Source organism: Pseudomonas sp. FBCC-B545 (assembly GCF_059134095.1).
In genome coordinates, this window is the sequence record NZ_CP101441.1 from 2,872,349 (window position 1) to 2,886,231 (window position 13,883).

Consider the following 13,883-nt stretch of genomic DNA (forward strand, 5'->3'; position numbering starts at 1 on the left):
TGCTACAATCCAGCCTTTTGCAGCAGTAGCCCTTTGTTGGGAACTACAGCTTTGCGCAGGAGGCACAAATGGACATCGGTGGTCGCTCGGGAGAGATGGAAGTGTTCGCCATGGTCGCCGAGCACGGCAGCCTGTCGGGCGCTGCGCGAGCCCTGGGGCTGACGCCATCGTCCATCAGCCGCATCATCACCCGCACCGAGCGGCGCATCGGCACCCGACTGCTGCTGCGCACCACCCGCGCCATCACCTTCACCGCCGAAGGCGAAGCCTACCTGCGCGGCGCCCGGCGCATCCTTGCGGACATGGCCGAAGTCGAAGACGCCATCACCGACCAAGGCGCCCCCCGCGGCCGCCTGCGAGTCAGCGCCGCCCTGGCCCATGGCCGTATGACCATCGTGCCGCTGATCGCCGCGTTCAGCGCCCGCTATCCCGCCATCGTCGTCGACCTGATGCTCGGCGATGAAGTCGTGGACATCCTCGGCGGCCAGGCCGACGTCGCCATCCGCTTCGGCCCACTCGCCGACAGCCCCCTGACCGCTCGCCACATCGGCTCCACCGGCCAGGTTATCGTCGCCTCACCCGACTACCTGGCGCGCCACGGCACCCCGGTTGCGCCGCAGGATCTACTCAACCACAACTGCCTGCGCTTCAACTTCCGCCGGGCGGCGCCTGACTGGCCGTTTCGGATGGAAGGGCGGGAGTTTTCGTTGAAAGTGGCGGGGACGATTGAAGGCAATAGTGGGGAAGCGTTGGCGCAGTTGGCGAAGCTGGGGGCGGGGATTGCACGGATTGGGGCGTTCAGTGTGGTGGAGGAGGTGAGGCGGGGGGAGTTGGTGGTGTTGCTGGAGGAGTATAACCCGGGGGATGTGGAGCCGATTCATGCGGTGTTTGTGGGGGGAGGGGCGATGCCGGTGCGGGTTAGGGCGTTTGTGGATTTTTTGGTGGAGCGGCATTGCGTTTGACGAGGCGTGGGTTTGGAACTTTGGACGGAGCGTATTTGCCCGGAGCGGGATATTCAAAGCTGGGTCATACGGTCAAGCCGCCCACTCGAAGCACTCAAACTATTAGCCACGAATCGCTGAAGTGGACGACTCATACAAGGAGCCCTGTTCAGTCGGCGACATCCTCCGGCGAAACAACCCAAACACTGCAAGGCATTTTGTATAACAGTTGTTCCACCGTGCTGCCGATCAATTGGCCGATCCCACGATGGACGACTCGTCCCATGACAATAACGTCAATGTCATATGCATCCGCATAGCTGGAAAGCACCTTGGCTGGGTTGCCCATGATCATGTGCTGGTTTTCCGCTGGGATGTTATTGCGTGTGGCCAGCTCACGGAAAGCATCGCTCTGCGCATCGAACAGTGCCTTGGCGGCGCTTGAAGAGAAGAACGCCGAAGCATTATTGAAACCGAACTCAGCCGCACTGATCGAGGACAGATCGTGGGCGTAAATAACCTCGAGCTCAGCATTACAGTTGTTCGCCAGTTTTACCGCTTCGTGCAGAATCCTGTCGTTGAGGCCTTTGTAATGGTCATTGCGATGGAAAGGATCGACCGCAGCGACAATTCTACGCGGAAGGGCGTGGTGCACATGACTGACAAAGTGCAGTGGCACTGGGCATTCTCGTAGCAGATGAATGTCTAACGGTGTGAACATCAGGCGTGACAGGACTGACTCGTGCTCCAGAGCCTTCACGAGTGCTGTCATGGGTTGTTCCCGAAGGTGGATGAGAATCTCTTGCAGGGGGCTTTCCACCCAGACAACTTCAGTGGTGACGTGTACGCCGAGCTTACGCAGGGGGCGGGCCTGATCCTCAAGCCATTGGTGGTGGCGCTCGACATATCCCAAGCGCATCTGCTCCAGAGCTTGTTCATTGACCAGGCCAGCAGTCGCCAGTCCCTCCAGATAGTCGAATGCCACGATGTGCAAGGCCGCATCCGAGGCCTTGGCCAGAGCGGCGGCGCGCTCGAGGGCCGGGCTGTTTTTCATGAGGGGCGAGACAACGAGCATGAAGCGTGGTTGCGCAGACATGGCAAATCTCCCATAGATAATCGCTCAAACGCTCGTCAGTCGGGCGTCCGGCCAGTGAGCCTTGAGCCTATGGTCGCTCTGGCTACGATAACGGGTTTGATTTTTGTCAAAGAAACGAGGGAGGGCGCCGGTCAGAAGATGTGAGGCAAACGCGTTGGTTCACTGATTGTTGACCATTATCAATCTCCTAGAGGTTGTCTAGGCGCAGTCTCGGGTTAGTGCAGCACTCAAGAACTCGGTCTGCGTAGGGGAATCGATGATGGCCACCATGAAAGCCGCAATATTCGTTGAGAAGAACCGCATTGTGCTCGAGGACAAACCGATCCCCGAGGTCGGCCCTCTGGATGCATTGATTCGCATCACCACCACGACAATCTGTGGCACCGATGTGCATATCCTGCGCGGAGAGTACCCGGTGGCCAAAGGCTTGACCATCGGTCACGAACCGGTGGGCGTCATCGAACGGCTGGGCTCGCAGGTGCGCGGCTTCGTCGAAGGACAGCGGGTAATCGCTGGGGCGATTACCCCAAGTGGCCAGAGTTACGCCTGCCTTTGCGGCTGCGGCTCACAGGATGGTCCAGACACCCGGCATGGATTTCGCGCCACTGGTGGCTGGAAATTCGGCAATACCATAGACGGTTGCCAAGCCGAATACGTGCTGGTGCCAGATGCACTAGCCAATTTGTGCCCGATCCCTGACGGCTTGAGCGATGAACATGTGCTGATGTGCCCGGACATCATGTCCACCGGTTTCTCTGGCGCGGAGCGCGGCGAGATCAGTATCGGTGACACGGTCGCCGTATTTGCCCTCGGGCCGATCGGTTTGTGCGCCGTGGCCGGTGCTCGTCTTAAGGGGGCTACCACCATCATCGGCGTCGATGCGGTGGCAGAGCGCATGAGCGTTGCCCGTCAGTTGGGCGCGACTCACGTGGTCAATTTCAAGGACTCAAATGTGGTCGATCAGATCATGGCCCTGACCAATGGCCGGGGAGTTGATGTTTCGATCGAGGCTCTGGGTACCCAAGGTACCTTTGAGTCGGCATTGCGCGTGCTGCGTCCTGGCGGCCGCTTATCCAGTCTTGGGGTGTATTCCAGCGACCTGCGCATTCCGCTCGGTGCCTTTGCCGCCGGCCTCGGTGATTACAGCATCGTTACGACGCTATGTCCCGGCGGCAAAGAGCGGATGCGCCGGTTGATGGCAGTGGTGCAAAGCGGCGCCGTCGATTTGTCGCCGCTGGTGACTCACCATTTTAAACTCGATGACATCGAGGCGGCCTATGAGCTGTTTGCCAATCAGCGTGATGGCGTGATGAAAGTGGCGATCACTCCTTAAGGACCAGTGTTGTCTACCGTCTTTGTAGAGGTGCTCATGAACATTGAGATCACGCAAGCACGAAAACCCCATTGCTGGGTCGTGTATCTGGATGATCTGGCCGTGAACTTCAACAGTCTGGAGCAGGCGAACGCGTTCGTTGCCCAGCTCAAAGCGCGTATTGCAGCGCCACATGTATGGCCGCATGCGGGGCCCCGAGAGACTTTTGAGCGCACTCTGGCGCCACGCAAGGTGGCTGCGGCGATCAAGTGAAAAATAATCGCAGGCGCAAGCCGCTACTTGGTGGGAACCGCCGTGAATGAAACCTTTGGCATGGCAGGGGCGGCGGCCGCGCTGGGGATCGGCATGCTTATCGGTCTTGAGCGTGAACGTCACAAAGGCACGGGAGATACCCGAGATTGCGCGGGATTGAGAACGTTCTCGATCACGGCGCTGCTGGGATATGTGGCGATGCAGGTGGGAGATGCGTTGCTGGTCGGAATGGTAGCGATCAGTCTAACGGCGTTGGCGAGTGTCGCGTATTGGCGAAGTTTGAGTGAAGACCCCGGCGTGACCAGCGAAGTGGCGTTGCTCACGGTGCTGATCCTGGGCGCGCTGTGCAGCACCGCTCCCGAGCTGGCCGTCGCTATTGGTGTGGTGGCTGCTGGGTTGCTGACGTATCGGGAGAAACTGCATCATTTCGCCAAAAGCCAGTTGACCGAGCCTGAAATGCACGATGGCCTCGTCTTACTGATTACGGCGTTGGTGGTGTTGCCATTGCTCCCGGATCGTTACATCGGCCCTTATGCAGCCCTCAATTTGCGCACCATCTGCAGTCTGACCGTTTTGTTGATGCTGGTGGGCGCCATGGGGCATATCGCTGTGCGTACCCTGGGAGCCGGCTACGGCTACGCCATCAGTGCTATCGCCTCCGGATTCGCCTCCAGTACCGTGACGATCGCCTCTATGGGGCATCGCGTCGTTACAGAGCCGGGCAATATCCGCTCCCTGAGTGCCGCGGCGATATTATCCAATTTGGCCACAGTCATTCAGGTCGGGCTGATTTTTGGCCTGGTTGATCCCGCGCTTTTGCGCAGCATATGGGGCCCATTGGCCTGCGGATTTGCTGCCACGGGTTTATATGGTGCGTGCCTGATGTTTCCCGTCCAGCGCAGGGGGACCAACGAGCCGGTCAAGGTAGGGGGCGCGTTCGATCTCAAGCTTGCCTTGATTGTGACGTTGACCATGACGGGAATTACTTTGGTTTCATCAGCGATGCTTCACCATTTCGGTCAGGTCGGGATACTGCTGACTGCGACCTTGACCGGTTTTGCCGACGCGCATTCTTCGACCGCGTCCATCGCCTCCCTCGCCAAGGCTGGTTTGTTGCCGCTCGATGCCATCGTCGGCCCGGCGCTGGTTGCCGTAAGCAGCAACTCTTTGAGCAAATGCCTGATGGCCTGGGTCAGTGGTGGCAAACGGTTTGCCGCCTATGTCATTCCGGGTCAGGTGTTGCTGACGCTGGCCATGTGGGCGGGCACTTTGCTGCATTAAGTTCGGCCGGTATGTCCGCAAGGCTGAAACGGCAAGCGTTGCCACCGTTTCTTTTGGCCAGATACATCGCGCTGTCTGCTCGGGCGAGCAAATCATCCACACTGCTGCCATCGCCGGGATACAGGCTGATACCGATGCTTATAGCTGTTTCGATCCGATGATTGTCCAGCATAAATGGCTGATGGATGGCGGCGACTAATTTGTTGGCCAATGGCTCAAGTTGGTCAATTTGGTTGATGCCGCAGATCAGGATAGCGAATTCGTCACCGCTCAAGCGGGCGACCAGATCGGAGCGGCGCACCGACTGGCCCAGGCGCTCAGCCACAGCGACTAATAGCCTATCTCCGCAAGCGTGGCCGAGTGTGTCGTTGATGGATTTGAAGTGATCCACATCGATAAACATCAGCGCCAATGGCTGCTTATGTTCCATCGCGCCATTGACTGCCTGGTTGAGCAGGTTCAGGAACAGCAAACGGTTGGGCAATCCCGTGAGGGCGTCGTGGTATGCCAGTTGCTGCATGGCGGTGCGCTCATCGTCGATGAGGCTGAAGTTGTGCAGAATGGCGATGAAGTGCGTCACCACGCCGTGCGGATCGAGCACCGGGGTGATGATCTGATTGACAGTAAAGGTGCCTCCATCCTTACGCCGCTCGACCATTTCGCCCTGCCAGGTCAGCCCCGCCATAATTGTCATCCATAGATTGCGATAGAACGTAGTGCTTTGTCTGTCTGAGGACAGCAGATGCGGGGTCTTGCCCACCAGTTCGAGCTTGGAATAGCCGCTCATTAGGCAGAACGCTCTATTGATCCACACGATGCATCCACTGCGCTCGGTGATCAGCACCGGGTTCGTTGCGGCGTCCAATGCCCTTACCAACACCTGCTGGTCATTTTCGATCATTGCCCATTCTCTCTATTGACACAGGACGCTTTGGTTCAGGCTAAGAGGGCGCAACGGGGTACTTGTTGATCAATATCAAGTTTATATGGGGTGATGTTCATCATTACGACCGGCATACCTGACATATATCAAACAGCGCAAGCCTGTGACGCTCAACCTTGAGAGGTATCTATCCAGATGGCCCTGTGCCGAGGTGCCCCATGTCACAGACTCAGCGTTTATTATTAATTGCCCCTCCAGCCATGATCCGCACCCCGGCCTTTGACCGTGCCACGGCTCTGGCTAAGGCGATGCAACTGCCGTTGCACATCGTCGCGTTCGATTATCTGCAAGCGCTGGCGGTGGCAGGCTTATTTGCCCCCGAACAGATAGGGATAGCGCGGGAAGGGTATCTGCACACTCATCGACAGTGGCTCGAGGAACAGACCGAACGGATGCGCAAAGATGGAGTTGTGGCCTCCAGTGAAGTGGTGTGGGTACAGCATCCCTATGAAGAAATTTTGCGTTTCGTCAGTGAGCTGCCACTGGCACTGATCATCAAGGATGCTCACGAAGAGTTCGCTCTAAAACGGATATTTTATACCCCGCTGGACTGGCAGTTACTGCGTGATTGTCCTGTGCCGGTGCATCTGGTAATCAATGACCTGCATGCTTTACCCCGCCATATCATGGCTATTGTCGATGTCCTGCGCAGCGAAGAACAAGATAAGGTATTCAACGATCAGATCATCGGCGCAGCCGTGAAGCTGGCCGAGCAATGTGATGCCACATTGGAGTTGGTACATGTCTATGACTGGATGGCGGTGTATGCGACGGACCTGGGCGTTGGTGCGTTACCGCTGGCCACGGGTCTTTATGAGGCATTGGGCAGCGCAGAACGTGAGGCATTTGCTGCGTTAGCCGAGCGCCATCATGTGTCACCGCAGAACCGTCACTTTATCGAAGGTGCGCCTGTTTAAGGCATTTGTGAGTTTGCTACTAAATACGGTACTGACGTGATTGTCATGGGGACGGTGCAGCACAATGGTTTGGATAAACTCTTAGGTACAACCGCCGAGCAGCTTTTGCATAGGGCTCCTTGCAGTGTATGGGCGATAAAACCGTCGTGCGACTGATATGCGGCCCAGCTGGAAGATCTGACAGGCGAAGAGATGCTGCGGGCACTGTTGCTGGCAGCTATTGTCAGTTGCGGCCATCAACATGCCAAAGAGCTGATGCACGGCTGAATGCGGCGCAGAACAATGCCGCGCGCCTACAGGGGATTTCGATCGGCTAGGGGAGCCCCGCGATGTAGCGTTGACCTAAGCATCCCGGGGCATTTTTTTACAGATAGAGACGATGAATAACCTGAGATGAATTGTCGGGGTCGCTGGAGGTGTCGAATCCCAAGGTTCTTGCCAGGTCACGCATCGGCGTATTGCTTGCCGCGTCAATCGAGTACATCTGGGTGAAAGCGTTCCGACGCGCTGCTTTGATCAAATGTGTCATCAGATGCGTGCCCAAACCCAGATGCTTCCACTCATCAGCAACAGTGACTGCGCATTCACATACATGTTCTCCGATGTCGGCATACCGACTGATACCGATTTCGGTAAGCGTGCCGTTGTCGTGAACCAGTGCGATGTAGGCCATGCGCTGGGCGTTATCAGTGTCCATCAACTGATCCAGCAGCGCTTTGCTCGGCTCAGTGATTTGGGCAAGAAATCGCATATGGCGGGACTCGGGAGACAGGCGTTTGATAAACGCATACTCACGATCACGGTCTTCATCTGTGAGCGGTCGTATTAGCACGTGGCGGCCGTCCTTAAGTGATTCGATCCAATGGTGGCCGGCCACTTTGGCGTAGACATCGACGGCGCGTTCATTGTGTTCTTTGACAGTTTGCATGAGAAGTCCTCCATCCAGTTCAAATCGGCGCGCCGTGAATACCGCGCGGGCCATTCCTTTCTACTTCGATGGGGCTGCTTGATTCTGATCTAAATCAGAAACCCGTGAGGCCGGCGTTCGATCATGAGGGATCCAGTCAGACCGCCATCGTGATGGCATCCAGTGAAATGCATCTGATCGCATAAACTTACCCTGCGCTGGTTGCCTTGGGCTCGAAGCCGGAGTAGGACGCGTTTGTGCATTCAATATGCTGACGGGATTTGCAGCACCCTGGCGCATGCAACGGGGTTCCACATTTTCGGGAGTTAAAGCATGGCCGGTCGATTGCAGCCTGCTACCAGTTGTTTAAGGCCCGCCATGTCCTGAATCTTGACGTTCCGACCGGTAATAACCACCAGGTTCAGGTCCCGCAGGTGTGCGATACCGCGGCAGATGGTTTCCAAGCGCAGCCCCAAGTAGGAACCGATTTCCTCTCGGCGCATTTTCAGAACAAAGTCCTTGGAAGAATAACCACGAATGTTCAAACGCTGTGACAGGTTGAGCAGGAAGGCCGCTAGGCGCTCATCCGAGTTCATGTTGCCCATCAACATCAGCATTGTCTGGTCACGCACGATTTCCCGGCTTAACAAACGGTTAAGATTGTGTTGCAGCGACGGCAGGCTTTGCGAAAGTTTTTCCAGTTGCGCAAAGTGGATGGGACACACTTCGCTGTCTTCCAAGGCAAACGCGCTGCAAGCATGTGTGTCAGCACTGATAGCGTCCAGGCCGAGCATCTCGCCAGGTATTTGAAAACCGGTGACCTGCTCACGACCGTCGACCGACACCATGCTGGTCTTGAATGAACCAATTCGCACGGCGTAAAGCGAGCGCAAGGGGTCGCCTGTGCGGTACAACGCAGCACCTTTTTTGACCTTGAAACGCTGCACGATAAGTTTGTCCAAGCGTTGCACTTCATCGCCCGATAGACCTATTGGCAGACAAAGCTCCAGAACACTGCACTCTGAACAGGCTGATTTGAGGCTCTGGACTTGCAACGGACGGGTTTCAGTCATCGGGCGTCGCTCCGCTAGGTATCTCCTGAGCATAGAGTGTGTGTGGGGGGGCGCACTCTAATTACCCTTTTCAGGTTAAAAGGTGATGAGTGGAGGCGAAAGCTATTCGAACGAGTAGTCCTGCCGCTCCATGTTCCCCAAGTTGACTGGTGCATCTGAACTGGCAACGAGTGCTGGCTGCCCATTATTTACTTGATAAAGATCAGAGTCTGCCCTGGGCCGAATCCGATACTGCAGTCACAGCTGCGCATGAAGTCCGAACAGGGATGTCGGGTTTGCAGTCAGACACAACGCTGTTGTCAGGAGATCGCGGTGATGCAGAAACTGAAACGTATTTTATTGATCGTACCGACCGAAATGACCCGTACTCCAGCATTCGACCGCGCGCAGGCACTGGCCTGCGCCACCGGAGCGTTGTTGCACATAGTCGCGTTCGATTACGTCGAGGCATTGGCTGTAGCAGGCTTGTTCGACCATGACGCGATGACTCGTGCTCGAGAGGGTTATTTGCAAACGCATCGGCATTGGCTGGAACAGCAGGCGCGCCTTGCGGGAACCCAGGTGACCTGTGAGGTAGTCTGGGCTAAAGCAAATCCAGGCCATGTACTCGATTATGTGAATGACTTTCACGCAGATCTTGTGATCAAGGATACTCACCACGTGCCTGCACTTGAGCGGGCCTTTCACCAGCCACTGGACTGGCGGTTACTACGCGATTGTCAGGCGCACTTACATCTGGTGACTGAAGCCAGGCACCCAAAGCCTCTGAAAGTACTCGTTGCCATCGACTTGTCCCATCTTGAGGAGCTAACTCAGGGCGTCAATGAGCAAGTGCTTGACCTGGCGTCGACACTGGCGGCCTCCTGCGGTGCCAGGTTGAGCCTGCTGAGTATCAGCAACTGGTCGGTAGTGCACGATACGTCCAGGAGTGTGCCCACACTGAGTCTGAAGGACAGCCTTAGAGACGCGGTCAATGACGCGCAGGAGGAGGCGTTCGAGTTGCTTGCTTCACGCTACGGCATTGACGAAAACCGCCGGCACCTGCTGACGGGTATCCCCCACGCGGTCATAGAGCAATTCGCCCGGCAGGATGAATTCGATATCTTAGTGCTAGGCGCCACTCATGTTCGTGGCGGCGACCTGTTCATCGGCAGCACAGCCGAGCGTGTATTCAATCATCCGCCGTGCAGTCTGTTGATTGTGCAACCGTGAGCCCGAGCATGGGCAAAAAAGACCCCTTGCCAAGAGATGGTAAGGGGCATCTCGGTAAAGCGTTATTCGTCTTTGATGGCTACGACCTTATCTGCTTTCATGGCGTCGGGCTTCTTTGGCAGTGAGATGCGTAGCACGCCTTTACTGAAGCTCGCGTCAATTTTCTCTGCATCGACGCTTTTGGGCAGGCTAAACACTCGCTCGAACGTACCGTAATGCCTTTCGCTCAGGTGGTAGCTCTTGCGCTTTACTTCCTTGTCCTCTTTCTTTTCTCCTTTGATGATCAAGCTGCCGTTGGACAACGTGATTTGGATGTTTTTTTGATCCATACCGGGCAACTCAGCTGTAATTTCATAGCTTTTCTCCTTCTCGCTGATGTCCACCGCGGGCAGGTTGTGCCCAATCAGCTCGCGGCGCCAAACTGGCTCCGTATCAAACAGACCACGCCCGAAAGGGAAAAGCGCCGAGCCGCGATTGAACTCTTCAAACAGGTGGTCGACCTGCTGGCGCAACTTCTCCATTGGGCGCCAAGGCTCGGTGGCGAGAGATGGGTGGGTGGCTTTATCGTCTGTAGGTACGGGCATCTTTTTCACTGTACTGCTCATTTTTTGGACACTCCTCTTGAGTAGGGGGAGGGCTGAGAAACGCTGGATATCAGCCCTCCCCGGAAAAAACAGGGTGGCTATAACGTCAGTGTTCCTGACCACAGCATCCAGCCGGCGACTGCTGCCGCCCCCCAGATAATTACCAATAACCCTGTTTCAGGGCCGCTGAAATGCCAGCCTTGGCGCGTACGCAACGTCATCAGGTAAATCAATGTGCCAGGGGCATAGAGCAACGCGCTGAGCAGCATGTATTTGGGCCCGGCGGCGTATAACAGCCACAGACAATAAAGGGTGGCAACAGCGGCGATGGCCAGGTCACGCAACTGCAGGCGACGATGACCTGCGTACGTCTGGCCTTTCCAGGTCAGCTTCAACGCGTACAGCCCGCTGAACAGGTACGGCAACAGGATCATGGAGGTGGCCAGGGAGATCAGGGCGAGGTAACTGGCGCTCGAATACAGCGTCAACAACAAGAACAGTTGAATGCAACCGTTGGTGACCCACAGGGCATTGGCCGGCACGCCCTGGGCGTTCTCCACGGCCAATGCACCCGGCATAACCTGTTCCTTCGCCGGTGTAAACACAGACTCGGCGGCCAAAAGGGTCCAGGCGAGGAGGGCGCCGCCCACTGAAATAATCAGGCCAATGCTGATCAACACTGCGCCCCATGGACCGGTTGCCGCTTGAAGCACGCCGGCCATCGACGGGTTTTTCAAGGCTGCCAGTTCCGGTTGTTTGAGAATGCCCAGCGACAGCAATGACACGGCAATCAGCAGCAACAGTGTGATCACGAAGCCAATCACTGTGGCGCGACCGACGTTGCTGCGTTTCGCCGCACGGGCAGAGAACACGTTGGCACCTTCGATACCGATAAACACCCACACCGTCACCAGCATGGTGCTTTTGACCTGATCCAGCGTGCTGCCCAGCGCGGGAGCGCCCCAGAAATCCAGGCTGAAGGTCTCACGCTGGAACGCTGCGATCACCAGGCCGATGAACAGCAACAATGGTACGATCTTCGCCACGGTCGTCAACGCATTGGCCCGCGCCGCGGTACGCATGCCCCTGAGGATCATCCAGTGCAAGCCCCACAGCACCACGGATGCCCCCACAATAGCGGCCTTGTTGTTGCCCTCACCGAACAGCGGAAAAAAGTAACTCAGCGCGGCGAACAGAATCACCAGATAGCTGACGTTGCCAATCCAGGCACTGATCCAATAGCCCCAGGCGGAATTGAACCCAAGAAACTCACCGCCCAATTCCCGGGCGTAGGCAAACACGCCGTTATCCAGGGACGGTTGACGGTTGGATAACATCTGGTAAACCAGCGCGAGGCACAACATGCCAACGCCTGTGATCAGCCAGCCAATCAGAATTGCCCCGGCACCGGCACTGGCCGCCATATTTTGCGGCAGACTGAAAATACCGCTGCCGATCATTGAACCCACTACCAATGCAATCAACAGGCTTAATGACAACCGCTTGGGTTCGATCTTTCGCGCACTATCGGCAAAGGTGGGGCGTGACGCGACGGAAGGAATCGGTTGCGGGACGTGCAGCTCGGTAGCCATGGGATATCTCCACAAGACGAGAGGTCGTGCGCTTTACCGCGAATACGGTGGCGAGAACCATGGCTGTCAATTTCTGCGGGAACCGATTGCGTGTGTTTGATTTAAATCAGAATCGTCAAAATAAGCGCGCGTTTGAACCGGCACGGATCGACTGAGGCGTACACGCCGTCCAACACGTTTGTTCGGTCCAGCATGCCTGCTATGGCATCAACTCAACCAGCCGAGGTATCCCAAGTCTCATTAGCACTTTCCCGAGATATGTCGCTTTTTAAGCTTGCTGAAACGTTTCATCGAGTTTATAAAACTGACACAACTCCAAGAAAGGCTGCCGTCATGACCCCACTCAAACTCCTCATCGCCCTCAGCACACTCTCCGTCACCTCCCACGCCATGGCCTGGGATTACGTTCTGCTCGACACCGATAAAGCCGCCCAGAACTGGCAGGTCACCAGCCAGCAACTCGGCATACAAACCGACAAACCCTTCAGCGTCTCCCTGCGCACCTTGCACGGCGGTCGGCAGGAGGGCGTCAGCATCGTCGATATCGATAACGGCACGATGAAACTCTCGGTGGTGCCGACACGCGGGATGAACGTGTTGCAGGCCTCGGTCGGCGATGTGCGCATGGGTTGGGATTCGCCGGTCAAGGAAGTGGTCAATCCGTCCTTCATTGAACTCAATGGCCGTGGCGGCCTGGGCTGGTTGGAAGGTTTCAATGAGCTGGTCACCCGCTGCGGATACGAATGGGTCGGCCACCCCGGCATCGACAATGGCGAACTGCTGACCCTGCACGGTCGGGCCGCCAACATTCCGGCGAACAAAGTCACCCTGCACATCGATGAAAAACCACCGTACGCCATCACCCTGCGTGGCGAGCTGAAGGAGCAGGCCTTCAAGAAGGTCGACTTCTCCGTCGCGACCGAACTGGTCACCGAGGCTGGCAGCGTGGTGTTCGCCCTCAACGACACCCTGACCAACAACGGCGACTATCCGAAAGAATACCAGGCGCTGTATCACAGTAATTTCAGCACGCCGTTCCTGGAGCAGGGCGCTCGTTTCGCTGCGCCGGTGAAACAGGTGTCGCCGTTCAACGACAAGGCCAAGGGCGAACTGGCCGACTGGCAAACCTACCGCGCACCCACCAAGGACTACGATGAAACGGTTTACAACGTGGTGCCGTATGCCGACGCCAAGGGCGATACGTTGACCGTGTTGCATAACAAGGCCGGCAGCCTGGGCGTTTCGGTAGGCTTCAATACGCAGACACTGCCGGTATTTTCCCTGTGGAAGAACACCGATACCCAAGGCCAGGGCTATGTCACAGGGCTGGAGCCGGGGACGAGTTTTTCCTATAACCGCCGGTATCAGCGGCCACTGAACCTGGTGCCTACCATTGGGCCGAAGGAACACAAGCAGTTCCGCATCAGCTACAGCTTGTTGGCGGATAAGGCGGCGGTAGACAAGGCCTTGAAGCAGGTGAGCGAGATTCAGGCTGGGCGGGAGACTGAGGTGCGGCAGACGCCGTTGGTTGATTTGACCAAGGGGTAACACAGGCGGGATCGGTGCGGACGATATTGCAGCTCCTGGGCCACTTGTTCGCGTCTGATCCCTTCGGCTTGTTCAAGGTCAGCCAGCGTGCTCGACCTTGAGCGGTTGATCGGTATGGATGCGCTAAACCCACGCAGGGCTCTGGCCCGCATTGCGGGAAATCCCTCATTGCAGCACCTCCATCACCCCACTAGCATGAGCCTC

Annotated in this window: 12 protein-coding genes and 1 pseudogene; 7 read left to right on the top strand and 6 right to left on the bottom strand. The window is 56.9% G+C overall.

The features are described 5' to 3' along the window. Positions 1 to 68: 68 nt before the first annotated feature. Positions 69 to 962 carry a LysR substrate-binding domain-containing protein gene (locus tag NMB39_RS13275; RefSeq protein ID WP_494339087.1) on the top strand — a complete coding sequence of 298 codons (894 nt, stop codon included), beginning with the start codon at positions 69 to 71 and terminating at the stop codon, positions 960 to 962. A gap of 148 nt (positions 963 to 1,110) precedes the next feature. Here the strand turns inward: NMB39_RS13275 and NMB39_RS13280 are convergent, their stop codons facing one another. Further along, positions 1,111 to 2,037 carry a universal stress protein gene (locus NMB39_RS13280; RefSeq protein ID WP_464006911.1) on the bottom strand — a complete coding sequence of 309 codons (927 nt, stop codon included), beginning with the start codon at positions 2,035 to 2,037 and terminating at the stop codon, positions 1,111 to 1,113. 259 nt (positions 2,038 to 2,296) lie between these two features. Here NMB39_RS13280 and NMB39_RS13285 point away from each other — a divergent pair, with 259 nt between their 5' ends. From NMB39_RS13285 to NMB39_RS13295, 3 genes are read left to right on the top strand one after another with little or no spacing between them, the layout of a single operon-like run. After that, on the top strand, positions 2,297 to 3,370 hold the full coding sequence (locus tag NMB39_RS13285) for an NAD(P)-dependent alcohol dehydrogenase (RefSeq protein ID WP_057024105.1): 1,074 nt from the start codon (positions 2,297 to 2,299) through the stop codon (positions 3,368 to 3,370). Positions 3,371 to 3,406: 36 nt separating this feature from the next. Continuing rightward, on the top strand, positions 3,407 to 3,622 hold the full coding sequence (locus NMB39_RS13290) for a hypothetical protein (RefSeq protein ID WP_057024070.1): 216 nt from the start codon (positions 3,407 to 3,409) through the stop codon (positions 3,620 to 3,622). A gap of 42 nt (positions 3,623 to 3,664) precedes the next feature. Then, positions 3,665 to 4,903 carry an MgtC/SapB family protein gene (locus NMB39_RS13295; RefSeq protein WP_057024069.1) on the top strand — a complete coding sequence of 413 codons (1,239 nt, stop codon included), beginning with the start codon at positions 3,665 to 3,667 and terminating at the stop codon, positions 4,901 to 4,903. On the opposite strand, the gene NMB39_RS13300 is transcribed toward NMB39_RS13295, so the two are convergent. After that, complete coding sequence (locus NMB39_RS13300; RefSeq protein WP_057024068.1) at positions 4,845 to 5,804, bottom strand: diguanylate cyclase domain-containing protein; 960 nt, start codon at positions 5,802 to 5,804, stop codon at positions 4,845 to 4,847. The two genes, NMB39_RS13295 and NMB39_RS13300, sit on opposite strands and share 59 nt — an antisense overlap. 200 nt (positions 5,805 to 6,004) lie before the next feature. Between NMB39_RS13300 and NMB39_RS13305 the strand changes: the two are divergent. Continuing rightward, positions 6,005 to 6,919, top strand: a pseudogene (locus NMB39_RS13305) (universal stress protein). A gap of 208 nt (positions 6,920 to 7,127) precedes the next feature. Here NMB39_RS13305 and NMB39_RS13310 read toward each other — a convergent pair. Next, positions 7,128 to 7,691, bottom strand: a complete 564-nt coding sequence (locus NMB39_RS13310; RefSeq protein ID WP_057024066.1) for a GNAT family N-acetyltransferase — start codon at positions 7,689 to 7,691, stop codon at positions 7,128 to 7,130. 305 nt (positions 7,692 to 7,996) lie between these two features. Continuing rightward, positions 7,997 to 8,743: a fumarate/nitrate reduction transcriptional regulator Fnr gene (gene fnr, locus NMB39_RS13315; protein ID WP_494339086.1), complete on the bottom strand. Its 747-nt coding sequence runs from the start codon at positions 8,741 to 8,743 to the stop codon at positions 7,997 to 7,999. A gap of 315 nt (positions 8,744 to 9,058) precedes the next feature. On the opposite strand from fnr, the gene NMB39_RS13320 reads away from it, so the two are divergent. Further along, positions 9,059 to 9,955 carry a universal stress protein gene (locus NMB39_RS13320; protein WP_494339085.1) on the top strand — a complete coding sequence of 299 codons (897 nt, stop codon included), beginning with the start codon at positions 9,059 to 9,061 and terminating at the stop codon, positions 9,953 to 9,955. A 62-nt stretch (positions 9,956 to 10,017) separates the two neighbouring features. Here the strand turns inward: NMB39_RS13320 and NMB39_RS13325 are convergent, their stop codons facing one another. Then, positions 10,018 to 10,560 carry an Hsp20/alpha crystallin family protein gene (locus tag NMB39_RS13325; protein WP_057024063.1) on the bottom strand — a complete coding sequence of 181 codons (543 nt, stop codon included), beginning with the start codon at positions 10,558 to 10,560 and terminating at the stop codon, positions 10,018 to 10,020. Positions 10,561 to 10,637: 77 nt separating this feature from the next. Then, complete coding sequence (locus NMB39_RS13330; RefSeq protein WP_231989057.1) at positions 10,638 to 11,999, bottom strand: basic amino acid/polyamine antiporter; 1,362 nt, start codon at positions 11,997 to 11,999, stop codon at positions 10,638 to 10,640. Between the two features lie 465 nt (positions 12,000 to 12,464). Here NMB39_RS13330 and NMB39_RS13335 point away from each other — a divergent pair, with 465 nt between their 5' ends. Next, positions 12,465 to 13,679: an aldose 1-epimerase family protein gene (locus tag NMB39_RS13335; RefSeq protein ID WP_057024061.1), complete on the top strand. Its 1,215-nt coding sequence runs from the start codon at positions 12,465 to 12,467 to the stop codon at positions 13,677 to 13,679. Positions 13,680 to 13,883 lie beyond the last annotated feature (204 nt).

Excerpts from the sequence above, each read along its gene's own strand:
- NMB39_RS13310 (WP_057024066.1), bottom strand. The coding sequence starts at position 7,691 with ATGCAAACTGTCAAAGAACACAATGAACGCGCCGTCGATGTCTACGCC.
- fnr (WP_494339086.1), bottom strand. The coding sequence starts at position 8,743 with ATGACTGAAACCCGTCCGTTGCAAGTCCAGAGCCTCAAATCAGCCTGT.
- NMB39_RS13300 (WP_057024068.1), bottom strand. The coding sequence starts at position 5,804 with ATGATCGAAAATGACCAGCAGGTGTTGGTAAGGGCATTGGACGCCGCA.
- NMB39_RS13325 (WP_057024063.1), bottom strand. The coding sequence starts at position 10,560 with ATGAGCAGTACAGTGAAAAAGATGCCCGTACCTACAGACGATAAAGCC.
- NMB39_RS13330 (WP_231989057.1), bottom strand. The coding sequence starts at position 11,999 with ATGATCGGCAGCGGTATTTTCAGTCTGCCGCAAAATATGGCGGCCAGT.
- NMB39_RS13280 (WP_464006911.1), bottom strand. The coding sequence starts at position 2,037 with ATGTCTGCGCAACCACGCTTCATGCTCGTTGTCTCGCCCCTCATGAAA.
- NMB39_RS13285 (WP_057024105.1), top strand. The coding sequence starts at position 2,297 with ATGGCCACCATGAAAGCCGCAATATTCGTTGAGAAGAACCGCATTGTG.
- NMB39_RS13275 (WP_494339087.1), top strand. The coding sequence starts at position 69 with ATGGACATCGGTGGTCGCTCGGGAGAGATGGAAGTGTTCGCCATGGTC.
- NMB39_RS13335 (WP_057024061.1), top strand. The coding sequence starts at position 12,465 with ATGACCCCACTCAAACTCCTCATCGCCCTCAGCACACTCTCCGTCACC.
- NMB39_RS13290 (WP_057024070.1), top strand. The coding sequence starts at position 3,407 with ATGAACATTGAGATCACGCAAGCACGAAAACCCCATTGCTGGGTCGTG.
- NMB39_RS13320 (WP_494339085.1), top strand. The coding sequence starts at position 9,059 with ATGCAGAAACTGAAACGTATTTTATTGATCGTACCGACCGAAATGACC.